Raw genomic sequence first — 26,419 nt, 5'->3', positions numbered from 1 at the left:
TCAATGAATATAAGAGGCAGAAAAAAGGAAGGAGCTGAGTTGAGTGTCGAATCACTCAATGACATCATGTTTTTTCTATTGTTGTTTTTCTTGATTGTATCTACACTTGCCAATCCGAACGTAATCAAGTTGATGTTGCCATCATCTAAGCAAAGTGAGCAAACAAGTAAAAAACCAATCAGTATTTCTGTGACCAAGGACAAAAGGTATTATATCGAGAAAGAAGAAATACCGTTTGACCAACTGGAAAGCAAATTGCAGCAGTATCTGGCAAGAGAATCCGATCTAACCGTCGTTCTTCGCTTGGATCAGGGACTCATGGTTCAGGATATGGTTGATGTACTTCAGATTGGAGTCAATCTTAAAGTAAAAATGGTACTTGCCACAGAAAGAACTCGATAATCGAATTAAATTGAGCTCATTGATTGTAAGTTAAGCTCTGATCGCAATACAGGAAATTTCTACAGATACATATTTAGGTAGTTGGCTTACCTCAACCAGTTCTCTGGCAGGAGCCCCCTCAAATGAAAAATAGGTGGTATACACTGCATTTATTGCAGAAAACTGTCTGATGTCTTTGACGAATACTGAACATTTTACAACATTCTGAAAGCTCAATTCTGCTGCGTTTAAGATAGCGCCGATATTGTCAAGCACTCTATGCGTTTCCAGTTCAATATTTTCATTGATCAAGTTTCCGGTTTTAGGGTCAATTGCAATCTGACCTGAGACGAATATTGTATTATTCCATTCGATGGCCTGACTGTATGGTCCTATCGGAGCTGGAGCTTCCGGCGTGAAAATGATTTTTTTCATAGTCAAAGATCTTGAGTAATTTTAGATATTTAATAATAACGAAAGAAACACAATTTACTCATTATAGGCATTCGCTCATTTAAAATGTACCGCTATCTGGCAAAAACCTTTTCATACAACTCATTCACTGTTGAAAGAGCCACGACTTTGATTTTAGATTTTTTTTCGTCCCAGTTCTTGATATTATACTTAGAGATTACGATTGCTTTAAATCCCATTCTCTCCGCCTCCTGAATTCGAAGATCAATTCTGGATACAGCTCTAATCTCACCAGACAAGCCAACTTCCCCACAAAAGCAAATTTGTTTGTGTAGTGCATGATCTTCCAAAGAGGAAATCAATGCTGCAGTCACTGCCAGATCCAATGCCGGATCTGAAATGCGTATCCCTCCAGCTATATTGAGAAACACGTCTTGTGATCCAATTTGGAATCCACATCTTTTTTCTAGAACAGCGAGCAATAAAGACAGTCTTTTGCTGTCAAATCCTGTGGCAACTCGTTGAGGGTTCCCGTACACTGCTTGGCTAACCAATGCTTGAGTTTCCACCAAGAGTGGCCTTAAGCCCTCTACTGTTGAGGCAACGGCGCTACCACTCAACCTTTCTTCATGTTGTGATAGTAACAGCTCAGAAGGATTCTGGATACTTTTTAGGCCATTTTCAGTCATTTCATAAAGAGATAGTTCATCGGTACTTCCGAACCGGTTTTTTTGTGTCCGAAGTATCCGATAAGCGTAATGTTTTTCTCCTTCAAATTGAAGTACGGTGTCTACCATATGTTCCAGTAATTTGGGTCCTGCTATGTCTCCATCTTTAGTGATGTGCCCGATCAAAAAGATCGGAGTCCCTGTTTCTTTAGCATAACGAATTAGCTCATTGGAACATTCTCTTATTTGGGAAATGGTCCCTGGTGCGGAGTCTAGCTCAGGTGTCGTTAAAGTCTGGACAGAGTCGATGATGACAACATCCGGTTTTAATCTCGCAGCTTCTGTCAATATCAAATCCAAACGATTTTCAGCTAAAAGAAAACAATGATCTAAAGGTTTATTGAGTCTCAAAGCCCTGAGCTTGATTTGCTCTTCGCTTTCTTCACCACTAATGTACAGTGTTTTTTCCACCGGCAGTTGCAGTGCCAGTTGTAATAAAAGAGTCGATTTACCTATACCGGGTTGACCCGCTAACAAGATGACACTCCCTCTCACAAGTCCTCCTCCCAATGTGCGGTTGAGCTCTTTATCCTTTGTGTCCCATCTGGTCAGACTGCCAGCTTCAATTTGATCCAGTCGCTTTGCATGCTGGACAAGTGAATTTGTTGAGTTTTGGGCTTTCCAAAGGTCGCTTAAATTTTTTTCTGTATTTGTTTTTTGAAAAAGTTCTTCCCTATATGTGTTCCATGCTTCGCATGATGGACATTTGCCTATCCATTTGGGAGAGTTGGCACCACAGTTTGAACAAATATAGATTGATTTTATTTTTGACAATTTATAAGTTTGTGATTATGAGATTAATATGCCATTGGATAATAAAGCCCTGGACTGTGACGCTTTTGGAAAGTCATCGTCAAAAGTAGGCAATTTGGAGAGAACCTTTTGAATTGAGAGTCTCTTTGAATTTAAAGTTATGAAATCTATTCGCTTTAGATAAAAATTTCAATTGGTTTTTTGGGGTTATACAGGGTGCTGCTTTTAGTAGTGCCCTGTTTTTTTTATGTATGTTTGCAAAATCGTTAACTGATTAGGAAGTTGACTGTTTGTATGCATATCCGGCATCGACAGCAAAGTGAGCGGATATTGGTAAATCATCATTATTAATTGGAAGCAATAAAAATTGCTTTAAAACTGAGATAGAATATGAATTTGGAACAATACTTTCCGGCAATTGAATCCTTGATTTTTGCATCACCGCAACCGGTCTCAGCTGCCGAAATCAAATATTGTTTGGAGAATACTCTTGGATTGAGCATGGATACTGATATTATCAGTGATGCTGTGTATAATATTCAACAAAAATACGAAGGAGATGCTTTCGGCATAGAAATTAGAGAGATCGCTGGTGGATATCAATTTTTATCCAAGCCCAAACATTTTGACCTGGTGGCAGAGCATATTAAGCTGAACAATCGCAAAAAACTAACCAGGGCTGCCATGGAATCTTTGGCTATTATCGCTTATAAACAACCGGTTTCAAAATCAGAAATTGAAGCGATTAGAGGTGTAAACAGCGATCACTCCATCCAAAAATTGCTTGAAAAGGAACTTATCGAAATTAAAGGAAGAAGTGAAGGTCCAGGTCGGCCGATCTTGTTTGGTACAAGCCAGAGGTTTATGGAGTATTTTGGTCTCAAAGACCTTGCTGAATTGCCTAGATTGAAGGACTTTGCTTTGAGCCAGGAAATCGGAGAACCAGCTCCTGTGGAAATAGACGTCAAGGAAGAGAAAGCACATCAAATAGTAGTAAACCAATCGACAGAAGATGAATGATCAAATAGGAACACTCATCAATCGTGTGGAGCAAAGTGGTCTCGTCACAATTTATCCGGAAAAATATTTGCCAGAGCAGGAAGTAGTTGAGTTTGATCTGAAGCAATTTTTGTTCATGGAACTTATTTTAAAGGAGTTGGACTTTAGGGATTCGCTGAAAAAAATGGACTGGACCATTTATAATAAAAAAAACGTCGCTGTATTTTGTTCGTTGGATGTTATCATTCCAACTTGGGCTTATATGTTGGTATCATCATATGTCCAGCAGAATCAAGGCACTGCATATTTTGGCACAAAAGAAGAGGTTATTCGCCATCTCATTTCTCAAAAAATCGAAGCTCTGGATGTTGAAATCTGGAGAGATAAAAAACTTGTGATCAAAGGCTGTAGCGATTTTCCAGTACCTGCATCAGCTTATATGGACCTGATGAAAAAACTGCAGGATGTAGCTTCCAGTATTATGTATGGAGAACCATGCTCCACAGTGCCCGTTTTCAAGCGTAAATTGAATGCGGAGAAAACTTAGAATTAAAGTGTACAGTTGAGTTGGATAAAGAAATAACAGGCAACTTTTCTATAAGATGTTGTGTCATGTTTGAAACTAAAAAGATGAAAATTCCAATTACGATATTTTTATTTTTTGTGTTTGTTGGTGTGAATGCGAAAAGTATTTATGTGAACCCTAAAGCTTCATCCGGCAATTCTGGAATGAGTGAAAGGCAAGCTTTGAAAGACATTCAAACCGCGGCGTTGATTTCGGAGCCGGGAGATACGATTTGGATTATGGGCGGTGATTATTATGGGACAGAGGGGAGTCAAGCGATTGCAAGCATTACAAAATCAGGTGCAGCTGAAAACTGGATAGTTTTTAAAAATTATAAAGAAGAAGTACCAGTATTGCATTGCACAAACATGCATGGTATTGTTCTGCAAAATGTATCTTTTATCTCGCTGGATGGTCTTGAAATCAAATACGAATACAAAGTAGACGGAGAGCAAGCAGAGCAAAACAATTACTCGGGAATTTGGATGGAATCCGGATCGTTTCAAGTGAAAAATTCAAATATTCAGATCATCAATAATGAAATATCTGGGTTTGGAGGCTCAGCTATCTATTTGCAAGCTTGTTCCAAATTTACCGTTTCCAGAAATAAGCTAATGAACAATTGTCGAGGTATAAAAGGACCATCTGCAGCAATTTGGATCAAGGATTTTCTGGATTTGGAAGAAAAGAAATTTTTCAAGAATGAAATTGACGGCAATGAAATATTCAATAATGTCAGCACTAGTATGCAAGATTATAGCACCGGAGATTGTATTACAAAGCTGCCTGGTAGTGGAATATTGCTTGAGAATCAGGATATCGTTTTGCAGAAATTAAGAAGTATTTCAGCACAGACCAGTATATCCAATAATGTCATTTATAAAAATTCAGGGCTAGCGATTTCAGTACAAACGACTCCAAACCTTGTCATTGCAAATAATACATGTTATAAGAATATTGTAGCCAATGCTTCATGCGCAGAACTGAGTTTGTTTAACATAATGAAAGGTGCCATTATAAATAATATCATTTATACAAATCGGGGAAAAGGAGGTAGTCGTTCAAAATTATTGGAGTACGTTGATTATAAGAATAACCTTTACTTCAATTGTACAGACTACGATAAAGGAATAGGAGATACCTTGATTGATCCGCAGTTTATGAGATTGGATGAGGTCAGAAATATTTATGATTTCCGATTGAAAGATCGAAGTCCGGCCATCAATAAAGGTGAAAGAAATCACACGACTTTATTTGACTTTATGCTGAATAACAGAACCCTGGGGCCTTTACCTGATCTTGGTGCAATCGAAAGCGATTACAAGTTTTTGAACACACAGATTTATGCAAAACCCTTTATCGATCAAAAAAGAATTAAAGCCATCTGGTCCACAAATTATAGTTCTGACAGAGATGAATTTACCATTGTAAACCACCGAGGGAGATCATTTGAGGCATTGTTATATGCCTTTGATGGAGCATTATTGCAAAGGTTCAGCTCGTTTCATGAGAAAGGCACGGTACTGGTCATTTCAGGAATGGATTTGCTCCCAGGAGTGTATTATGTCAGGGCTATGAATGAAGGGGAATCAATTATAGGGCGATTTGTGAAGTTAAAAAAGTGAGAGATTTCATTCTAGGATTAAGTAGAGTAAAAAGCGCAATCATAAACAGCCATGTGAATGCTTTTCGAGAAGATAAGGGTCTTATTTTCATGTTACTAGCTTAAAATCATTTTACATTTCCTATATTATGTTGTCTTTCATAGACAAATGGTGAACACTTTTAATCAACAGATGTTTAACCATTTAGTTTAACCGATTGGTTAATCCTTAAAAGTGCTTAATGAGTTAATAATCAGCAAGAAAGGATAGAAATCAAGCTGGCTGAATGCTTGATTGGTGCCCTTAATATTCAGACATACAAATGGAAAAGTCAGATTCTAAAGAAAAATTGATACTGAGTGCTGCAAGACAAGAATTCATGAGCAAAGGGTTCGCTGGGGCACGAATGCAGGATATAGCCGATGCTGCAGGTGCCAATAAAGCTCTGGTACATTATTATTACAAATCGAAAGATAATCTATTCAGAATTATTTTCTTTGAGGCTGTGGAAAAACTAGTACCACAGTTGAAAAGTTTGATTGAGAATAAACAATTGAGCACAATAACAAAATTGGAAGGGTTAGTAGATGTGTATATGGATATGTTAGTTGCTAATCCGCATTTACCATTATTTGTAATCAATGAAATGCATTCTAATCGGGAGATAAGAAAAAGGGGAATCCAACAATTGCTCCATCAACTTCCTATTCAAGATTTCATTTATGAGATTAGGATTAGTATCCAAAAAAAAAGAATTCAAGAGCTTCGACCCCTTGCATTTATTCTTAAACATTTTAAGCATGTGTGTTTATCCTTTTGTTGCTGCTCCACTGATTCAAAAATTAGTACAATTCAACAATAAGGAATACGAAACTTTCCTTTTGGAGAGAAAAAATCATATCCGTATTTTTGTTAAATCTATGGTGTTAAATTATGAGCAATAATTTTTCAATTATCAAATTAAGTATTTTTTGGGCTTGTATATTGGTCTCATCACAGTTATATTCTCAAAAGAGATATACGATTGGGCAATTGTATGAATGGGCCATAGAAAATGCTGCCATTACTAGGGGAATGGCATTAACTGAACAGAATTCGGATCTGCAAACTAGAATAGCAAGCGTCGCTAATTATCCGCAAATTAGCATAAACGGGCAGTCAACGTATCAATCTGATGTGACCTCCTTACCTATTAAAATTCCTAATATCAATGTACAAGAAACTTCCAAAGATCAATATAAATTGGTCTTAGATGTGCAGCAACTAATTTATAATGGAGGAATAGTTACTCTGCAGAAAAAAATAGTCAGAAGTAATGCGGATTCTGAGAAACAACAAACGCTTGTGGAGCAGGCAAAATTGAGAGATAGGATATTACAAGTTTATGCAATATTATTATCTTATACCCCTCAAAAGAAAGTACTAGAGCTGACTAAAGATGATTTGGATCGGGTTCTTTCAAAAGTGAAGGCTCAATTTGAAAATGGAATTAGCTTTCAGTCTCATGTATGGAACTTGGAAGCTGAGATTAAAAAATGGGAACAGCGTATGATTGAATTGGAATCGCAGAGATCTTCATCTATCAAAGCTTTAGAATTGTATACAGGTAGGGATTTGGATGATAATGCATTATTTGCCGAAGAAGAATTTCAAGTAAATATGGGAGACTTTAAGAACTTGCGCCCTGAATGGCAATTGTTCCAAATTCAAAGGAGTTCTTTGGACTTGAAATCAAAAAGTATTACTGCCAAACGCAAGCCATTTGTTGGATTATTTGCACAAGGCGCGTATGGTAGACCTGGCTTGAATTTTTTAAACAACGAATTTCAATTTTATTATATTGCAGGAGTAAAAGCACAATGGAATCTCACACCATTTTATACCACAAAAAAGGAGAAGAGTATAGTCGAGTTACAGAAATCAATGGTACAAATCCAAGAAGACCAGTATAAAATGGCTAATGATGTTCAAATTACAGGCTTGAGGGAAGATCTAAAAAAATTGGATGATATTTTAGTAAAGGATCAGGAATTGATTGATTTGAGGACTAAAATCAAAAGAGCGACAGAAGCCCAACTTGAACAAGGTGTGATTACATCAGCAGATTTTATACGTGAATTAAATGCTGAGGAAAATGCCCGTCAAATGAAAGGCTTGCATGAAACCCAAAAAGAGATTATTTCAATTCAATTAAAAAATGCATTAGGTATATATGAAAAATAGTTTGGTGATTATTGTATTCGGTTTACTGTTTTTATCTGCTTGTAACAAAAAGGAGAATCAGTTTGATGCGACCGGAATATTTGAGTCTACGGAGGTATTGGTAGCTTCTGAAGTAGGTGGAAGAATCGTAAAATGGGAAATCGAAGAGGGTCAAAAAATTGAAAAGAATTTTTTAGCTGCTGTTTTAGATACCGTGCCTTTTCAATTACAGATAGAGCAAATAAAAGCTTCAAAAAAAGCATTATTCAGAAAAACAGTTGATGTTAAACCTCAAGTAAGGGTGATAAAAGATCAGATTGAAGTCCAGAATTCCCAATTAAAAACACTCCTCAAAGAAAAAAACCGGTTCGAAAAACTTGTCAATGCGGATGCGGCCACCAAAAAGCAATTGGATGATATCATTGCTCAAATCGATGTAGTGAGCAAACAAATTGAAGTTAGTAATGGCCAAATTAATGTAGCGGAATCCAATGTCGGTACACAAAATAAAAGTGTTCTCAGTGAAGTGGAACCATTAGATAGAAAACAAGATATACTTTTGGACCAGATCGATCGATGCAAAATAGAAAATCCAATTGCCGGCACAGTATTGACAGTATATGCCCATGAAGGAGAGGTTACCGGACCGGGGAAACCACTTTATAAAATCGCTGATTTGGACAATATGATTCTTAAGGCTTATGTAAATGCTGAACAGTATGCAGGATTGAAAATTAACCAGGATGTTAAAGTATTTATAGACCAATCTGATAAAACTTTTGAAGAATTGGTAGGTCAGGTGTATTGGATCAGTTCTGAAGCTGAGTTCACTCCTAAAACGATACAAACAAAGGAAGAAAGAAATAATTTAGTTTATGCGATCAAGATTCGGGTGAAGAATGATGGCAAAATTAAATTGGGCATGTACGGTGAAGTGAAGTTTTGATTTCAATGTCAGTAAGTATTTCCATACAAGGACTTGAAAAGAGCTATCAGACCAAGCAGAAAACGGTCAAGGCTTTGCAAAAAACGAATTTGGATATTCAGGCTGGTGAATTGTATGGACTAATAGGTCCAGACGGAGCAGGAAAGACGACATTGTTTCGATTATTGACAACGCTACTTTTACCCGATAGTGGAACTGCCACTGTAGAAGGTTTGGATATTATTCGGGATTATAATGAGCTAAGACATATTTTCGGTTATATGCCGGGAAGATTTTCCTTGTATCAAGATTTATCTGTTGAAGAAAATCTAGATTTTTTTGCTACGATATTTCAAACCAGCAAAGAAGAAAATTTTCATTTGATTCGAGATATTTATGTTCAACTTGAACCATTTCGTGATAGAAGGGCTGGAAAATTGAGTGGAGGAATGAAGCAAAAATTGGCTTTATGTTGTGCCTTAATTCATCGACCAAAAGTATTGTTTTTGGATGAACCTACTACCGGTGTGGATGCTGTTTCCAGAAGAGAGTTCTGGGCAATGTTGAAGAATCTGCAAAAACATGAGATTACTATTTTGGTTTCTACACCTTATATGGATGAGGCAAATCTGTGCGATAAAATTTCACTAATTCAGGAGGGAAGAATAATGGCCTCAAATAGTCCGAGACAAATTATTGAGACGTTTCCAAAATCAATCTATGGAGTGTACACTCGTGATAAGTATTTGACTCTACATGTTCTACAAGACCTAGCTATTACTGATAAGATTTATCCTTTTGGAGAAAGTTTGCATTGGATTCTAAAAACGGATCAAGCTCCTTCAGTTCCAACTCAACTTCAAAATATTATTCAGCGAATAGAGAAAATTGAACCCGACATTGAAGATGTATTTATTGACTATATGAGAAATGGAAAATAAGAAAGAATCGTATCCAATTTTTGTTCGGAATCTGACCAAAAAGTTTGGTGACTTTGTCGCTGTAAATCAGATTTCTTTTGAAGTAAGCAAGGGTGAAATTTTTGGGTTTTTAGGTGCAAATGGGGCAGGTAAAACAACAGCGATGCGAATGTTGTGTGGTCTCAGTAAGGCAAGCTCCGGGACAGCCTTTGTAGCAGGATACTCTATTGATAATCAAGCCGACCAAATAAAGAAAAGTATCGGTTATATGAGCCAAAAATTTTCACTTTATGACGACCTTACTGTTCTGGAGAATATCAGATTTTACGGAGGGATTTACGGAATGGACGATAAAGTAATCCAGAGCAGGTCTCTGGAAGTTATAGAGAAGCTCCATCTACTTGCGGAAAAGAATACATTAGTTCAGGAGTTACCACTTGGCTGGAAGCAAAAATTATCCTTCAGTGTTGCGATGTTTCATCAACCTGCTATAATTTTTTTGGATGAGCCAACAGGTGGTGTTGATCCTGTAACGAGGAGGGAGTTTTGGCAGATGATATACGAAGCTTCAGCACAACAAACTACTATATTTGTGACTACGCATTATATGGATGAAGCGGAGTACTGTGATCGAATATCTATTATGGTCGATGGAGATATAGCTGCATTAGGAACACCTAAAGAGTTGAAGCAATATTATCAAGCGGATAATATGGATCAGGTATTTTATTTACTGGCGAGGAAGGCAACTAAAAGCGGTGATTGAGATGAGATCATTATTACCATTTTTGCATTTTATAAGAAAGGAAGCCCTTCATATTTGGAGAGATAAACAAACTCTGGTCATATTATTGGGAATGCCTCTTGCCCAGATTTTGATATTCGGATTTGCTTTGACGAATGAAGTGAAAAATTCACCAATTGCTATCATAGATGGAGCCAAGGATAGATATAGTGCTGATCTGATCCAGAAAATATCAGCCAGTAAGTATTTTGATCTAGTGTATAATTTTTCTCAGGTGAGCGAAGCAGATGATGCTTTCAAAAAGAACCAGATCAAAGTAGCACTGATATTTCCATCAGATTTTACAGAGTCATTAGAACATCAACACAAAGGAAATCTTCAGATCATTGCAGATGGCACTGATCCGAATACTGCTACCGCAATAGTCAGTTATCTGTCTGCAATTATTTCAGGTTTTCAAATGGAGATATTGCAGAGAGATAAGTTACCGCTTACCATCCAACCACAAGTCAAGATGCTGTATAATCCACAGCTCAAGGGTGTGTACAATTTTGTGCCAGGAGTTATGGCGATGATACTGTTATTGGTCTGTACACTTATGACCTCTGTATCAATAGTCAGAGAGAAAGAACTCGGTACTATGGAAATTCTGCTGGCATCCCCCGTGAAACCAGCTTTGGTGATTACGGCCAAAATGGTTCCATATTTATTTCTTTCCATGTTCAATATTGCATCAATATTACTACTCAGCGTTACAGTTTTTGAAATGCCTATCAATGGAAGTCTTTTACTTCTTTTCTTTTGCAGTTTGATATTTATCGTAACTGCTTTGATGTTGGGTCTCATGATCAGCACTATAACAGATACTCAGATGACTGCTATGTTTATATCTATGGTAGGGATGTTTCTACCAACAGTAATGCTCAGCGGTTTCATGTTTCCTATCGAAAATATGCCAAAGCCTTTACAGTTTATTTCAAATATTGTACCGGCTAAATATTACTATATCATGGTGAAGAATATAATGATCAAAGGATTAGGATGGAGTGGTATACAAAAACAGGTTTTGACATTATTATTCATGATAGTTGTCATCAGCATCATTACGATTCGCAATTTCAAACCTAGACTGGCATGAAGTCTTTAAAGTATTTATTGCGAAAGGAATTCGCCCAGATTAGGAGAAATAAAGCAATACTCAGGATGATGTTTGTCATGCCTATCATTCAGCTTGTTGTATTGCCTTTTGCTGCAAATTACGATGTAAAAGACGTCAAACTGGTCATTTTGGATCAGGATAAATCTTCAATGACAAAGGAATGTATTCATCTGATCAGTGCTTCAAAATATTTTAAGTTGGTTGCATTCGAAGAAAAGTATACAGAAGCACTGAAGTTTGTGGAAGCCGATCAAGCAGATATAATACTTGAATTTCCTTCACATTGTGAATCGGATTTAATTCGTGAAGACAAAGTGAATATCTATATGGCTGTGAATGCCATCAATGGGATGAAAGCAAATGTTGGTGCTCAATACCTTCAGCGTATTTTGTCCCAATACAATCAAAAAATCAGACAAGAATGGTTGAAAATTCCCGCATTCCCACCTGAACCTATTATTATAACAAATAGCAGATTTTGGTTTAACCCACAAATGAGTTATAAATTATTCATGGTGCCGGGAATTCTGACATTGTTGCTGACTATGATCGGATCATTTCTTGCTTCATTAAATATTGTTCGCGAAAAGGAAATTGGAACTATTGAGCAGATTAATGTAACACCAATTCCCAAATATATTTTTATTATGGGAAAATTAATACCATTTTGGCTCATGTCACAGATAGTGCTGACACTAGGATTAATAGTCGCCAGAGTGGTTTATCAAATAGACTCTTGGAATGCATTAACTGTCATTTATCTTTTCAATTCTATCTATATGGTCGCAGTGTTAGGGTTGGGTTTGTTTATTTCGACTATCACTGATAATCAACAACAGGCAGTTTTAATTTCATTTTTCTTGATGATGGTTTTCATTTTGTTAGGTGGCCTTTATACTTCTACTGACAGTATGCCTGAATGGGCCAAATGGATATCGCGAGTGAATCCTGTGACTTATTATGTTGAAGTGATGAGAATGTCAATCATTCGGCACAGTAATTTTACAGAACTAGCAAAACACTTTTATATCATCAGTGGTATTGCAGTGTTCACGATCAGTGCAGCAATATTTAATTATCGGAAGAGAGGTTAACTAATTCCAAATACAAGTGATCAATATTTTACATATTTCTTCGGTATCTACCTCCGACTTCATAAAGTGTCTGCGTAATTTGTCCTAAGCTACAGTATTTTGATGCTTCCATCAAATGTTCGAAAATATTTTTATTTTCAATGCTAGCTTTTTTAAGTTCTTGGAGCAGTATAGCGGATTTGTCTTTATGTGCGGTTATTATATTTTCCAGAAATTGAATTTGATTATCTTTTTCTTCTCCGGTAGAACGAATTACTTCTTTTGGTAAAATTGTAGGAGAACCTTCTTTAGAAAGAAATGTATTCACGCCAATCAAAGGAAATTCTCCGGTATGTTTGAGCATCTCATAGTAAAGAGATTCTTCCTGTATTTTACTTCGCTGGTACATGGTCTCCATTGCGCCTAAAACGCCACCCCTTTCTGTAATTCGGTCAAATTCAATAAGTACTGCTTCTTCCACCAGATCAGTTAATTCCTCAATGATAAATGATCCTTGCAATGGGTTTTCATTTTTTGACAAGCCTAATTCTTTGTTGATGATCAGTTGGATAGCCATAGCTCTCCTGACTGATTCCTCAGTAGGTGTGGTGATTGCTTCGTCGTAGGCATTTGTATGCAGTGAATTGCAATTGTCATAAATGGCATAGAGTGCTTGAAGAGTGGTTCTGATATCATTGAATGAAATTTCTTGTGCATGCAATGACCTCCCTGAAGTTTGGATATGGTATTTGAGCATCTGGCTTCTTTCATTTGCGCCATATTTTAACTTCATCGCTTTGGCCCAAATCCTCCTTGCAACACGCCCAATTACTGCGTATTCTGGATCCAAGCCATTGGAGAAAAAGAAAGAAAGATTAGGAGCAAAATCATCAATTTTCAAACCACGTGACAGATAATATTCTACATAAGTAAAACCATTGCTCAAGGTAAATGCAAGTTGTGAAATCGGGTTTGCACCAGCTTCGGCGATATGGTATCCACTGATCGATACTGAATAAAAATTTCGAACTTTGTTTAGAATAAAATATTCCTGAACATCTCCCATTAGTTTAAGTGAAAATTCAGTTGAAAAAATGCACGTATTTTGAGCCTGATCTTCTTTGAGAATATCTGCTTGGACAGTACCGCGTACAGATTGGAGAGCTTTTGCTTTGCAGGTTTGATAAACTTCTTCCGGCAATACCTGATCTCCTGTGACGCCAAGTAATAACAATCCTAATCCATCATTTCCTTCTGGGAGATTTCCTTCATAGTGGGGTCTTGTAATCTGTAGTGCATCATATTTTTTTTGTAGTGCAGATTCAACCAGATGTTCCAGCTGATGTGTGCGGATATATTTTTCACATTGTTGGTCGATTGCCGCATTCATAAAAAATGCACACATCGTTGCTGCAGGACCATTGATCGTCATACTTACGGATGTTCTTGGATCGCATAAATCAAAACCACTGTAAAGTTTTTTTGCATCATCAAGACTGCAAATGCTCACTCCACTGTTGCCTATTTTACCGTAAATATCAGGTCTGTAATCGGGATCTTCTCCATACAATGTCACAGAATCAAAAGCAGTGGAAAGCCTTGTTGCAGGCATTCCTAAAGACACATAGTGGAATCTCTTGTTGGTTCGCTCAGGGCCGCCTTCACCTGCAAACATTCGTGTAGGATCTTCTTCTTTTCTTTTAAAAGGAAAAACACCTGCGGTATAAGGAAATGAACCTGGAACATTTTCTTGAAGCGTCCATTTGACAATTTCTCCGTAATCTTTAAATTGTGGGAGGATTACTTTGGGGATTTTAGTATGCGATAACGACTCTGAAAATATAGATATACGCAGTTCTTTATCCCTTACTTTGTAGACATATTCATCTTGTCTGTATCGTTCCACTTTGGATGGCCACTCTTCAATGATATTTTTTATCTGCCCATCAATCTTATTCAATAATTTATTTTCAAGAGTGTCCAAATCTGGAATTGAAATTTTTTCTGAATTGGAAAACTGGATACTTTCTCTCACTGCAAACAATGATCTCGCTAAATTTTCTTGTTGATGCGCCCATTCATCGTATGTGCGATTTTGTTCTGCGATTTCAGAGAGATATCTCGTCCTTGAAGGAGGAATGATATAAAGTTTTTCACTCTCTCCTGTAGGTAAATTGATATGGGAATTCCATTTTAAATCGAGTTTAGAGTTCAGGATTTTGATCAAATTGATGTACAATAAATTAGTTCCCGGGTCATTAAATTGTGATGCAATTGTTCCGAAAACGGGCATTTCTTCCGGTGAAACATCCCAGAGCTGTTTATTCCTTTGAACTTGTTTTTTGACATCGCGTAAGGCATCTTGAGCACCGCGTTTGTCGAATTTATTAATTGCGATGATATCTGCAAAATCAAGCATGTCAATTTTTTCAAGCTGGGAAGCTGCACCATACTCTGGAGTCATCACGTACAAAGCACAGTCAGCAAAATCAGCAATTTCAGTATCTGATTGTCCAATACCTGAGGTTTCTAATATGACCAGATCAAAATTAGCAAGCCTTAGAATTTCGAGTGATTTTCTAATATGCGGCGAAAGGGCGAGATTGGATTGACGTGTAGCCAGTGAGCGCATAAACACGTGTCCTTTATGAAATGATGGATGGACAGAATTCATTCTAATACGATCACCTAGGAGTGCACCACCTGTTTTTCTTCGGGATGGATCAACGGATAGTATTCCAATTTTTTTATCCGGAAAATCGATGATAAATCTGCGAATGATTTCATCCACCAAACTTGATTTTCCAGCACCGCCAGTACCGGTAATTCCAAGGACAGGAATTTTTTTGAGTGCCGATGTAGTATTGTCTATTTGGGTATTGATTTGATCAGAATGTATAAAATCACTTTCGACCAATGTCAGCGCTTGAGCTATTGATTTTACAGAACCTTTTTTAATTTCTCTCAACTGACCATTGAGGTGGTCAACGGTGGGAAAATCACAATGAGAGAGGACATCATTAATCATACCTTGAAGGCCCATTTTTCTCCCATCATCCGGACTGTAAATCCTGGTTATTCCGTATTCATGCAGCTCTTTGATTTCTTCTGGTAATATAGTGCCACCACCGCCTCCGAAAATTTTTATATGGCTACAGTTATTTTCTTTAAGCAGGTCAAAGATGTATTTGAAAAATTCGTTGTGACCTCCCTGATATGAGGTAATGGCAATACCTTGAACGTCTTCTTGGATGGCGGCATCAACAATTTCCTGAGCTGATCTATTATGCCCAAGATGGATGATTTCAGCACCGCTGGATTGCATGATTCGGCGCATAATATTAATTGCAGCATCATGTCCATCGAACAATGAGGCAGCAGTCAGTATGCGTATTTTATATTTGGACTGGTAGGTTTGTAAGCTTTCCATATATCAGGTATTGAATCACAAAAGTACAAAGGTAACTCAGCTGATGTCCTTCTCAGGGAATAAGATATTTATGAGGTTAGAGCAATACACTATTTCTTAGTCAAAATCCACCTCAATCTCGTCACTAACAGGATGAGATTGACAACTCAGGATATAGCCTGCATCGATTTCGTCAGGTTCTAATCCGTAATTGACTTTCATATTGACTTTACCTTTTGTCAGCTTAGCTTTGCAGGTACAACACACTCCGCCTTTGCATGCAAACGGGAGATTGGCTTTTTGAGCTAAGGCTGCGTCCAATACTGATGGTCCATCTTTGGCAAGATTGAACTGAATGATCCGGCCATCCACTTTTATAGATACTTGAGAAGTTCCTACCTGGCTTTGTTCCTCTGACTGGACTTTGAATCTTGCCGGAATGCCTTCTGAGCCAAATAATTCAAAATGTATTTGATGTTCTGCAAGCCCCTTTTTTTGAAAGTATTCCTTGAGTTCAAAAATCATTTTTTCCGGACCACAAATGAAGACTTGGTCCAACACTTCTTTGGTGAATAGCTTTCCATAAACCTCAGAAATTTTTTCGGGATTGATTCTTCCAGTGAAAAATGGTTCATCAGTTTCTTCCTGGCTCAAAATGAAGGATAGGCTCAGACGATTCATAAATTTGTCCTTCAAAGCGAACAACTGGCGCTTAAAGATGACGCTATCGCTGGAGCGGTTACCATACAATAAAATGATTTGGTCAAAAGGCCGAGCATTGAGGATCTGTTTGATCAGAGAAATAACCGGAGTAATACCACTACCTGCAGCTATAAACAGATGATTTTGTTTTTGGGATGCAGGCGCAGGAGGCAAACAGAATTTTCCGGCTGGTGGAAACAATTCCAGGATGTCCCCTTTTTTAAGGATTGTGTTTGCAAAGGTTGAGAATTTTCCCCCGGGTACTTTTTTTACAGCCACTCGCCATTCGCTTTCACCCGGCCATGAACAAAGTGAGTAAGAGCGACGTACTGATTCTCCCTGAATGTCTGTACACAAGGTCAGATATTGGCCGGAAAGAAAATCAAAGTCTTGTTTGAATTGGTCCGGTATATCAAAAGCAATCGAAACACAGTCCGAAGTTTCTTTTCGTATCTCTCTTACAGGAATCTTGTATGTATGTAGGCTCATTGAAAGTTGTTTTAAATCGGCTTTGCATATTGAATTCGATGCTCAAAGTTATTTCTGAAGCTAAAGAAAGTCAAGAAAAAGACAAATAAAAAAAGCTCCTACATCGTAAGAGCTCCTTTTACCACAATATGAAAAACTTCTACTAATTCTTATCTGATGGGATCCTCAGCAGTGAGTTTCTTTGGTTCCATACCAATATGGTATTCAACATCTTCAGATTTCTGGATATTGGTGATGATTTTGTCTTCGTATCCTGCCATTGAAATGCGCAATGTTGCAGTCTCTTGAGGTATGTTGAACAATGTAAAGTAACCACCTGCATCCGTCATTGAACTGACTGTATATCCGCCGAGATCCACGGTGATAACGGCAGCCTCTAATCTTACGTTTGTTGCTTTATCGAATAAAACCCCTCTGATGACTTCAGGTTTGTTAGAGCCAAACTGGGCTACTGTCAGGAAACTCCACATCATCAATCCCCCCATAAATAATAACTTTTTCATAATCCTGTAAAATTTAATTTTAAAAACTTATTTAGAGTATTGCTAAAACGAAATATAGTTTTGTTTTATTACACTATATAGACAGGAAAATGGTGTAAAAAGTTGCACCAAATCGACGAGCATCTGATATCTCCCGACCAAACCCGTAAATGTTTAACAAATGGTTTGAAAGCTTTCTTCTATCCAATACATTAAAAAATAATTTAATATGATTTGGTTTCAATTTAATGTTCAATATCTCACATTGACAAATACCCTCTAACTCAAAATAACAGAATAGAATTCTGTTTTTATTCAAAATCAAATATCGTTTCATATCAAATGTTAAATTTATTAATGAAATTCAAAATATTATTTTGAGACAGATTAAATTGATATATGTTAATTATAGGTTAACAAATAAGTCAATAGGAGTCTTTCAATGATTTATCAAAATTTGAACGTCAGATTATCCTGTACAAATGCAACAATGTTGCATTTGTAATGTTCGAATTCATATGTTCAAGTATTGTGTATTTTAACAATGCTTCTGTTTGGAATATGGAGAAAAATTTGCTTTTGGCGACATGTATATTAACTTTGGGTATATTGGGCTGTCAAAAGAAAGATCCGATCATTCCCAACGAAGAAGAAGTAATTTCAGCCATAGTTTATACTCTTACTCCAGAAAAGGGTGGAACGATGAAGATCATCAGTGTGAACTATCTAGGAGGCAATACTCCCGTCTATAGATCAGACACATTAGAAGCCCATACGACTTATTACGCTTCTGTTCAGTTTCTCAATGAATTCGTATCGCCAGTGACAGACATCACAGAAGAGGTACAAGACGAAGCAAATGACCACCAGATTTTTTACCAATCCAATTTAAATGACTTATTACTGTTATACGATGACGCTGATACAAACGGATTTCCAGTTGGTTTGAAAAGTAAATTAATAACTGGCAAAAGTTCGTCAGGTGAGTTAAGCATCATTCTCCGTCATCTACCGGAAAAAGCTGCCGAAGGCGTAAAATTAGGAAACATCACGAATGCAGGCGGTGAAACAGACGTAGAGATTAACTTTTTGATCTATGTTCAATAGAATGTTTTACATTTTGGTGCTTTACTTTTTAGTAACAATTCAATTTGTTACAGCGCAAGAGTGCTCCATTATATTGGAAGGTAGGATCAATGATCAGTCTTCAGGTAAATCTTTGGAATTCGTTCAGATTTTAATTCAAGAAACCAGTCAAAGTGCCTATTCAAACGAAAGAGGAGAGTGGTTCATCCAACATATTTGTCCAGGAGAATATCACTTGATAATATCACATATTGGTTGCGAAATCAAAGAAATGCATGTTCATTTATTCAAGGATACTTTGATCCAAATAACCTTAAGCCATACGGCTATTTCCCTTGATGGTGTGACCATAGACGGTGGATCCAGAAACCATAAAACCCAAGCTGCCTCGGTAGTGGGAAAAGAATTCATCGAAGAAAATGCACAGCAAAATCTATCCAATCTACTCTCTAACGAAGCCGGTGTTTCCACCCTCAGAAATGGTACTTCGATTTCTAAACCAATTGTCCAGGGATTATTTGGTAACCGGCTTACGATACTCAATAATGGAGTACCATTGAGTGGCCAGCAGTGGGGCAATGATCATAGTCCCGAAATCGACCCACTTTCTGCAACGAGGATCACGGTTTTAAAGGGTGCTGGATCTATAGAATATTTTGGAGGAAATATAGGAGGAGTGATCTTGGTAGAACCGGAGCGAATCCAAAGAGAGCCTCATCTGCACGGAAGATTATCTTATCTGTATGAGCACAATGGTCGGGGAAGTAACTTGAATGCTCAATTGCAAAAATATTCGCCTATCGTAGCCTGGAAATTGAATGGCACGTTGAAGTATTATGGCGATAGAAGTACGCCTGATTATTTTTTGAACAACTCCGGTTCAAGAGAATATCACGGATCATTACAATTAGAAAAAACCTGGAAAGATCGACTATTTTGCGACGTATACTTCAGTAGTTTCAATACGTCCATAGGAGTATTACGAGGCTCGCATGTCGGAAATCTTACCGACTTAAACGAAGCCTTGAAAAGGAGTTTGCCTTTTTTTACAGAAGATAAATTTAGTTATGATATTGATGCTCCCAAGCAAACGGTATCACATCAATTTGCAAAATTTCAATCTAAATATCACTTTGCTGAAAATCAATCGTTGGAATGGACCTTGGCATTGCAGCTCAATGAAAGAAAAGAATTTGACGTGCGACGTGGTGGAAGGGAGAGTATTCCAGCCTTGAGTTTGCGGCAATGGAACACTCATTCCGGTTTCAAGTATCAAGGAGAAATTAAAGATAATTGGAATGTCAAAACGGGCTTGCAATTGAGTTTTACCGATAATACGAATGATCCAGCAACAGGTATATTACCTTTGATTCCGGACTACCTTTCATGGAAATTTGGAGCTTTTGCATCCTCACAACTCAAATTTAAAAAAACAGATTATCAATGTGGAGTTCGATATGATTTTGAATATCAAAATGTAGCTGCAATTAGCAGAGATTTGCCAAGAAAAATTGTCCGGAGCAATAACAAGTATGGAGGATTTAGTGTGATGAATTCGTTACTATACGGATTGACACAAACCCAAAAGATAGGTTTCCAAATGGGATTTACATTGAGAAATCCAGCGATCAATGAGTTATATAGCAATGGTTTGCATCAAGCTGTTGCAGGTATCGAAGAGGGAAATGAAAATTTAAAATCCGAGTCTGCCTTGAAACTAAGCTTGGAACATAAGTGGATTCCCAATTCGAAAATCTCTTTGCAAACTCTTTTTTATGTACAACGATTTTGGGATTATATCTATTTGCAAGCTCAAGATGAATTTCGTCTAACGATTAGGGGAGCTTTCCCTGTATTTCAATACAAACAAACGAATGCGATCATCAGCGGGCTTGATCTGGCTGGTCAATGGTCACTAGGATCGTCTTGGGCAGGCCAGTTGCGATTGAGTCTAATCAAAGGAAATGATATTTCAAATCAAATTCCATTGATCAATATACCACCTGCAAGTGTTTATGGCAATGTCACCTATCGTTTGAATCGAAGTGTGAATTTTCGTCATGTAAAATATTCAGAAATTGAATTTGAATTAGGCCATCATATCGTGTTTAAAAAATCTGGTTTACTGGAGAATCAGGATTATAAACCGGCGCCGCCTGCATATCAACTAACCAATTTTAACGCATCCACAGACGTTATTTTTTCAAAATACAAATGCAAGTTATTTTTTAAAATTGATAATTTGTTTGATATTAAGTACAGAGATTATCTGAATTTCCAACGCTATTTTGCTGATGATCTCGGCCGGAGTATTATTGTAGGGATCAATTTTAAGTTTTAATTCAGGAAAATGGAAATTCATCAATTGTCTTGGAAGGAAGTGTTGAATAGCCGAAGTTTGAAAGCAACTCAGGTGCGCTTGAAACTTCTTCAAATATTGGAACAAAGAACCAGCGCAACTCCTTACTCCATATTGCTAAAATCGATGACACCTGTAGATCGTGTAACGCTGTACCGGACACTTGAATCTTTGTTGAATCAAGGGATCATACATGAGGCATATTCGGAGCATGAAGAAACTTATTTCGCATTGTGTGGAAGAGAATGCAATGAAGTAAATCATAACCACAAACACATACATTTCAAGTGCATCAGGTGTAATGAGGTTACATGTATGCATGCTTCGTTGCAGCATGAAATAGAAGTTCCAGGTGTTGAAATACATCATTGGTCTATAGTTGCCACCGGGATTTGCAACCATTGTTGTAAGGCTTAGTCCCAATATAAGTTGTGCTTTGATTTTACAAAGCAGTATTTTTTTGTGGAAAATTTCCTCCCGAAAAATGCAATTATTACCGGATTTGTACCAAAGAAAATCCCTGGTACCTGGAACGATTGAAATTTTTTCTGAATCGGAAGAACTGTATGAATATTCTACCCATTCAGTTGAACAGATTTTTGTTTTAAGTGTATTATAATCAAAAAAGAACTTTAAAAATGCAAAGTGAGGAACAAATCAAGGAAATGGTAAAACAGAAGTACAGCGAAATTGCTCTCCAGGACAAGGGAACTAATGCCTTATCCTGTTGTGGTGCAGGAGGCTGTAGCAATGAGGTGTATAATATTATGAGTGAAGATTATGTTGATCTGGCCGGATATACTCAATCAGCAGACCTTGGATTAGGTTGCGGATTGCCTACCCAATTTGCAAAAATTAAAAAGGGGGACACAGTAATAGATTTGGGTAGCGGTGCAGGCAATGATTGCTTTGTTGCCAGAGCGGAAACAGGTGAGACAGGAAAAGTGATTGGTATTGATTTTACTCCAGCCATGATTGAAAAAGCAAGATCTAATGCTGAAAATCTTTCGTACAACAACGTGGAATTTAGACTAGGTGATATTGAAAAAATGCCTGTGGGTGCAAATGTTGCGGATGTGATCGTGAGCAATTGTGTATTGAATCTTGTACCCAACAAAGCAGCAGTTTTTCAGGAGATGTATCGCGTTCTCAAACCTGCTGCACATTTTAGTATTTCTGATATTGTATTAACGGGTTCTTTGCCTGAAAAAATATTGTCTGCTGCAGAAATGTACGCCGGGTGTGTCGCAAGTGCTATTGACAAGGAACTGTATTTGTCATATATTAGAAGTGCGGGATTTACCAATATTGTGATTCAGAAAGATAAGCCTATTGTTGTTCCTGATGATATTTTGACTAACTATTTGAATGAAAATGAAATTGCCTTATACAAGGCAAATGATACAGTGATCAGAAGCATCACGGTTTATGCAGAAAAACCTGCAAGTGCCTGTTTACCAGGTAGTGGATGTTGTTAGGCTCATGCTGAGGGCTTAAGTTTTTATCACTTCGATCAAGCACTGAATATTGTTCCTAATGTAGGAAGTGTTACCAATACTGTACTGAAATTTATTTGCCATGGCCATTTTCAGGGTTTTTGTTGTGAGCTTCAATTTCAAGTGAATAGTTTAAAATTGTGGATCCATTGCCCTTTTCAAATTGAATTTTTTCAAATGAATGAGCTTGACTTATTGTCAAAAATTTATTCAGTATATCATTTTCTTCTGTTCAGATTTGAGGGATTTTATTTTGTATTTGATTTCACTGAACCAATTGGAGAGAATAATTTGAATTGTTTTAGAATTCCACTTTCGTTTTAGAAAAAATAAATAATATTCAGCAATTGCTGATCTGATTTTTTGGGTTTGTTATAAGAAACCAGCATTGCTGATCTCAATTTTGTAAAGAATCATTTCTCGATAATTCTTTATTTTTCAACGGATTTCAATACTAACTTTGCAAACTTATGGAAGCAGAAATTCACGCATCGGTTTTAGGAATTAACAGAATAAGTCCACAAGTCATATCAGTTAGATTAGGGAATTTCTCAAAGGAACTTGTAGGTTTTCAGCCCGGTCAACACGTTTTTGTATATATTAATATAGGCGGAGAGGAGTTCAATCGAGCTTATTCTATTCACCACTATAAGCCTGGTGAGTATCTCGAGTTTGCAGTCAGAGAAGTTAAAGATGGGAAAGTATCTCCAATTCTTAACCGCCAGCTAAATGTAGGAGATCAGGTGATGATCTCACAGCCGACAGGTCATTTTGTTGTAATCCCTAAAGCTAATTTGAAAAGGGTTCACGTATTTCTCAGCGCCGGCGTAGGGATCACTCCATTCATCTCCATGATTCCGGCTTTGTTGGAAGATGAACCTATGTCCAAGGTAATATTGGCTTATGGATGCAGAACCGAGCAAGATATATTGTTTCGTCACCTGCTCGAACATTGGGAAAAACATTATCAGGATCAGTTTTTTAGTCACGTGAGTCTGAGCCAGCATTCAAAGCCAAAGGGATTGTTTTCTATGTTTAAAAAAGGCAATCAAAGTACCTGGACTGGACTGGAAGGAAGGCTTGATTATGCCCATCTTGATCGTATTTTGGAAAATACGCGGCTTGACTCGGTTGATACATTTTATTATATCTGTGGACCTGGTGGATTTATTGAGAAAATGAAATCTTATGCTACCAATCATGGGGTGAAACCGGATCGGATTCTGACCGAATATTTTTATGTCAAATCTGAATCCATTCAAGCTTCGCCTTTGTACACTGGAAAATACCGTCTGGAAGTCAATCTGCATGGTCGTCATATTGACCTGGAGGCGGATCGATCAGTTTATATCCTTGATGCCATGCTGGCGGCTGGTCTGCATCCTCCATATTCTTGCCAAAGTGGTGTTTGTTCAAGTTGTATGGCAGTATTAAAACAAGGGAAAGTCCACATGGATCACGATCATGCGTTGAGTAAAACTGAGATTGAGGAAGGATGGGTGCTCTCATGCCAGTCCCGTCCGCTTTCAGATCACGTCCAGCTGGAGTTTAAATAACATGTCTGCCTTTGTCCCGAACTTCGATGTAGAATAAAGTATTGCCAATTTTATCCCTGGATTCAAGTTTCGATAAAAGAGAAAAGCCTTGCGAATTTATCGTCCACAAGGCTTAGATTTTATAAAATCATGAAAGCGACAAGGCGTCGCCCATTTGAATCGGTTTGGTTTTTTAGTGAATCTATTTTATTTTTTCAATAATCCACCTAACATTGAGCCTGCTCCACCGCCTATTAAAGCAGTCAAAGCGCTCATCCAGTCAAAACCTCCAGAGCCGCTATTGGCAAACATTCCTGCCAACGAACCAATAATTTGCAAGGCATTGCCGCCTATAGCACCAGCAAGAATATTACCAACACCACCCAAAGCATTAGGCTTTAGCATGTTGCTAAGCCAACCTCCTCCTGCACCAAAGACTGAGTTGATCAAATAAGGCAAAATAGTTTCCATAATTTCGTTTTTGTTTGATTGTGAAAAAATGATTGAACAGGTAAAACTAAATATTAATTTTTATTATATTCAAATTATTATAATAATATTTTTTAAAATTTGTTAATGGCGTGATTCCTGCCAAGTAAACCTAGCGGGTGTCATGATAGTGGTTCGGAATCAAAAAGTGGGGTTTTATACGGGATATTTCCCGGAATAGCTCTATTTTCACGGACTAAAACTGTATCATCATATGTCCAAAAATACCAGCTTTCTATCCGGTCGGAAAGGGTTGCAAGAGAATCTGTTTGAAAGACTGGGCAGAGAAGCATCAGGTGGTGAAGGTATCAGGAATGAGCAAATAGAGGCCATTGCTGAGGAATTTCTTTTGGGGAATGCTTATATTTTTGGGACTACGAGCTTCTATGATTTTACGAGAACCTCCAACGCGGGAAAACAAATCTATATCTGCAATGGCTCTGCCTGTCTCGTAGCAGGTACACAAAATGAATTGGAGAAGAAACTGAAATCTCGATTTGCATCAGATCAGATAGGAAACATTTGTTGTCTGGGAAGATGCTATGAGAATCATGCTTTTCAGTTCAAAAACAAAAATTATTCAGGTAGTGCTTCAGATGGATTTGAGGAAATCATTCAAGACCACATTCATATAAAAGATCAGTACCCGGTCCACCAAATGGAGCCCGTGGTATTGACCAGGGCCAGTTATCATGTAACTGAATTTGAAGAGACGCTAAAGAAAGCATTGGCAGCAAGTCCTACCCAATTATTGGAAGAGGTAAAAAGATCTGGGTTAAGAGGGAGGGGAGGAGCCGGATTCCCGATGTGGATCAAATTGGATGGATGTCTTAAAGAGGAATCCCCACAAAAGTTTTTAGTTTGCAATGCTGATGAAGGGGACCCGGGTTCATTTACTGACAAGTATATCCTAGAGCACCAGGCCTTTCTTCTGCTTGCCGGTATGCTGATAGCATCTTATATTATAGGAGCGAATCAAGCTGTTGTTTATATAAGAGCGGAGTATCCTGAGTCGGTCGAAGCCGTACTTTCTGCACTTAAAATTTTAGGTGATCATCATTTAGTTGGAGACAGAATAGCAGGCACTGAAGTTTCTATCCATTTTACAGTCATCAAGGCCCAAGGTGCTTATATCTGTGGAGAAGAGACTGCCTTATTATCTTCTATTGAGGGTCAAAGACCCGAAGTTCGGGTGAGGCCACCATTTCCAGTTCAGGAAGGTTTATTTAGAAAGCCAACCGTTGTCAACAATGTAGAAACTTTAGCATGTCTGCCTTATATCATTGATCAAGGAGGAGCAGCTTTTGGAGCAATAGGAACAGAAAAATCTACTGGGACAAAACTCATTTCTCTTGACAGCGGTTTCAGTCAACCTGGAGTTGCTGAAGTTCCTATGGGTACGCCATTATCGATAGTGGTCAACCAGCTAGCCGGGGGATTTTCAAGGCCGACCAAAGCTTTGCACATAGGAGGCCCACTTGGTGGATTGTTGCCGGTCTCCAAAATAAATGATCTTAATTTGGATTTTGAATCATTTTCATCACAAGGATTAATGTTAGGTCATGCATCTATAATTAGCATTCCTGAAGAGATGCCGATGATTCATTATTTAGAACATCTTTTTGATTTTACTGCACATGAAAGCTGTGGAAAATGTTTTCCCTGCAGGATAGGTTCAACTCGTGGTAAAGAACTTATTCAAAAATCTATACAGGATACCAGTAGCAAAATAGATAAAGTCTTGATGTTGGATTTACTCGACACCATGAAACGCGGATCATTGTGTGCTTTAGGTGGGGGAATTCCCCTGCCTGTACAAAATGCAATGCAGTATTTTGAAACGGAGCTGGCACCTTATTTTAAATCCTGATCCGGAATTTATTAATTGTTATCAAAGCAGTTGA

General features: G+C 37.6%; 23 protein-coding genes. 17 read left to right on the top strand and 6 right to left on the bottom strand.

Features of this window, described 5'->3' with window-relative positions; all coding sequences use genetic code 11:
• Window positions 1–3: 3 nt before the first annotated feature.
• Window positions 4–402, top strand: a complete 399-nt coding sequence (locus IPI99_02310) for a biopolymer transporter ExbD (protein ID MBK7339345.1) — start codon at window positions 4–6, stop codon at window positions 400–402.
• Window positions 403–432: 30 nt separating this feature from the next.
• Here the strand turns inward: IPI99_02310 and IPI99_02305 are convergent, their stop codons facing one another.
• Together IPI99_02305 and radA are read right to left on the bottom strand one after the other, a co-directional pair.
• On the bottom strand, window positions 433–816 hold the full coding sequence (locus IPI99_02305; protein MBK7339344.1) for a RidA family protein: 384 nt from the start codon (window positions 814–816) through the stop codon (window positions 433–435).
• Between the two features lie 92 nt (window positions 817–908).
• Entirely contained in the window at window positions 909–2,297 is a 1,389-nt protein-coding gene (gene radA, locus IPI99_02300; GenBank protein ID MBK7339343.1) for a DNA repair protein RadA, read from the bottom strand.
• A 369-nt stretch (window positions 2,298–2,666) separates the two neighbouring features.
• Here radA and scpB point away from each other — a divergent pair, with 369 nt between their 5' ends.
• The 10 genes from scpB (at window position 2,667) to IPI99_02250 (ending at window position 12,489) form a co-directional block, all read left to right on the top strand.
• On the top strand, window positions 2,667–3,296 hold the full coding sequence (gene scpB / locus IPI99_02295; GenBank protein MBK7339342.1) for an SMC-Scp complex subunit ScpB: 630 nt from the start codon (window positions 2,667–2,669) through the stop codon (window positions 3,294–3,296).
• Window positions 3,289–3,822, top strand: coding sequence for a DUF2480 family protein (locus IPI99_02290; GenBank protein MBK7339341.1), 534 nt, complete (start codon window positions 3,289–3,291; stop codon window positions 3,820–3,822). Before scpB ends, IPI99_02290 begins: the two co-directional genes overlap by 8 nt.
• 83 nt (window positions 3,823–3,905) lie before the next feature.
• Window positions 3,906–5,465 carry a right-handed parallel beta-helix repeat-containing protein gene (locus IPI99_02285; protein MBK7339340.1) on the top strand — a complete coding sequence of 520 codons (1,560 nt, stop codon included), beginning with the start codon at window positions 3,906–3,908 and terminating at the stop codon, window positions 5,463–5,465.
• 301 nt (window positions 5,466–5,766) lie between these two features.
• A complete protein-coding gene (locus tag IPI99_02280) occupies window positions 5,767–6,306 on the top strand; it encodes a TetR/AcrR family transcriptional regulator (GenBank protein MBK7339339.1) in 540 nt (179 codons plus the stop codon).
• Between the two features lie 71 nt (window positions 6,307–6,377).
• Window positions 6,378–7,667, top strand: a complete 1,290-nt coding sequence (locus tag IPI99_02275; protein ID MBK7339338.1) for a TolC family protein — start codon at window positions 6,378–6,380, stop codon at window positions 7,665–7,667.
• On the top strand, window positions 7,657–8,592 hold the full coding sequence (locus IPI99_02270; GenBank protein MBK7339337.1) for an HlyD family efflux transporter periplasmic adaptor subunit: 936 nt from the start codon (window positions 7,657–7,659) through the stop codon (window positions 8,590–8,592). The genes IPI99_02275 and IPI99_02270 overlap by 11 nt, the downstream gene beginning before the upstream one ends.
• A gap of 5 nt (window positions 8,593–8,597) precedes the next feature.
• On the top strand, window positions 8,598–9,512 hold the full coding sequence (locus IPI99_02265; protein MBK7339336.1) for an ABC transporter ATP-binding protein: 915 nt from the start codon (window positions 8,598–8,600) through the stop codon (window positions 9,510–9,512).
• Complete coding sequence (locus IPI99_02260; GenBank protein ID MBK7339335.1) at window positions 9,502–10,257, top strand: ABC transporter ATP-binding protein; 756 nt, start codon at window positions 9,502–9,504, stop codon at window positions 10,255–10,257. Before IPI99_02265 ends, IPI99_02260 begins: the two co-directional genes overlap by 11 nt.
• Window position 10,258: 1 nt before the next feature.
• Window positions 10,259–11,374, top strand: coding sequence for an ABC transporter permease (locus IPI99_02255; GenBank protein MBK7339334.1), 1,116 nt, complete (start codon window positions 10,259–10,261; stop codon window positions 11,372–11,374).
• Window positions 11,371–12,489: an ABC transporter permease gene (locus IPI99_02250; GenBank protein MBK7339333.1), complete on the top strand. Its 1,119-nt coding sequence runs from the start codon at window positions 11,371–11,373 to the stop codon at window positions 12,487–12,489. Before IPI99_02255 ends, IPI99_02250 begins: the two co-directional genes overlap by 4 nt.
• Window positions 12,490–12,517: 28 nt before the next feature.
• Here IPI99_02250 and IPI99_02245 read toward each other — a convergent pair whose 3' ends face one another.
• The 3 genes from IPI99_02245 to IPI99_02235 all read right to left on the bottom strand — a co-directional run bounded on the left by IPI99_02245 (window position 12,518) and on the right by IPI99_02235 (window position 17,571).
• Window positions 12,518–15,898 carry a methylmalonyl-CoA mutase family protein gene (locus tag IPI99_02245; protein MBK7339332.1) on the bottom strand — a complete coding sequence of 1,127 codons (3,381 nt, stop codon included), beginning with the start codon at window positions 15,896–15,898 and terminating at the stop codon, window positions 12,518–12,520.
• 96 nt (window positions 15,899–15,994) lie between these two features.
• A complete protein-coding gene (locus IPI99_02240) occupies window positions 15,995–17,068 on the bottom strand; it encodes a 2Fe-2S iron-sulfur cluster binding domain-containing protein (GenBank protein MBK7339331.1) in 1,074 nt (357 codons plus the stop codon).
• A gap of 149 nt (window positions 17,069–17,217) precedes the next feature.
• The gene (locus tag IPI99_02235; protein MBK7339330.1) at window positions 17,218–17,571 is read right to left on the bottom strand and encodes a carboxypeptidase-like regulatory domain-containing protein; all 354 of its coding nucleotides are present in this window, start codon (window positions 17,569–17,571) and stop codon (window positions 17,218–17,220) included.
• A 483-nt stretch (window positions 17,572–18,054) separates the two neighbouring features.
• On the opposite strand from IPI99_02235, the gene IPI99_02230 reads away from it, so the two are divergent.
• The 5 genes from IPI99_02230 (at window position 18,055) to IPI99_02210 (ending at window position 24,047) form a co-directional block, all read left to right on the top strand.
• Window positions 18,055–18,657, top strand: a complete 603-nt coding sequence (locus IPI99_02230; protein ID MBK7339329.1) for a type 1 periplasmic binding fold superfamily protein — start codon at window positions 18,055–18,057, stop codon at window positions 18,655–18,657.
• A gap of 1 nt (window position 18,658) precedes the next feature.
• Complete coding sequence (locus IPI99_02225; protein MBK7339328.1) at window positions 18,659–20,977, top strand: TonB-dependent receptor; 2,319 nt, start codon at window positions 18,659–18,661, stop codon at window positions 20,975–20,977.
• Window positions 20,978–20,986: 9 nt separating this feature from the next.
• Window positions 20,987–21,412 (top strand): transcriptional repressor, encoded by a 426-nt coding sequence (locus tag IPI99_02220; protein MBK7339327.1) that lies wholly within the window; start codon window positions 20,987–20,989, stop codon window positions 21,410–21,412.
• Between the two features lie 221 nt (window positions 21,413–21,633).
• Window positions 21,634–22,473: an arsenite methyltransferase gene (locus tag IPI99_02215; GenBank protein ID MBK7339326.1), complete on the top strand. Its 840-nt coding sequence runs from the start codon at window positions 21,634–21,636 to the stop codon at window positions 22,471–22,473.
• A 488-nt stretch (window positions 22,474–22,961) separates the two neighbouring features.
• Window positions 22,962–24,047 (top strand): 2Fe-2S iron-sulfur cluster binding domain-containing protein, encoded by a 1,086-nt coding sequence (locus IPI99_02210; GenBank protein ID MBK7339325.1) that lies wholly within the window; start codon window positions 22,962–22,964, stop codon window positions 24,045–24,047.
• Between the two features lie 186 nt (window positions 24,048–24,233).
• Here IPI99_02210 and IPI99_02205 read toward each other — a convergent pair whose 3' ends face one another.
• The gene (locus IPI99_02205) at window positions 24,234–24,497 is read right to left on the bottom strand and encodes a hypothetical protein (protein ID MBK7339324.1); all 264 of its coding nucleotides are present in this window, start codon (window positions 24,495–24,497) and stop codon (window positions 24,234–24,236) included.
• A gap of 232 nt (window positions 24,498–24,729) precedes the next feature.
• Between IPI99_02205 and IPI99_02200 the strand changes: the two genes are divergently transcribed.
• The gene (locus tag IPI99_02200; GenBank protein MBK7339323.1) at window positions 24,730–26,385 is read left to right on the top strand and encodes an NAD(P)H-dependent oxidoreductase subunit E; all 1,656 of its coding nucleotides are present in this window, start codon (window positions 24,730–24,732) and stop codon (window positions 26,383–26,385) included.
• Window positions 26,386–26,419 lie beyond the last annotated feature (34 nt).

It is taken from the genome of Saprospiraceae bacterium, assembly GCA_016710235.1.
Taxonomy (GTDB): Bacteria; Bacteroidota; Bacteroidia; order Chitinophagales; family Saprospiraceae; genus Vicinibacter.
Note: the sequence above shows the minus strand (reverse complement) of the source record. Positions and strands in the feature narration are given on the sequence as shown.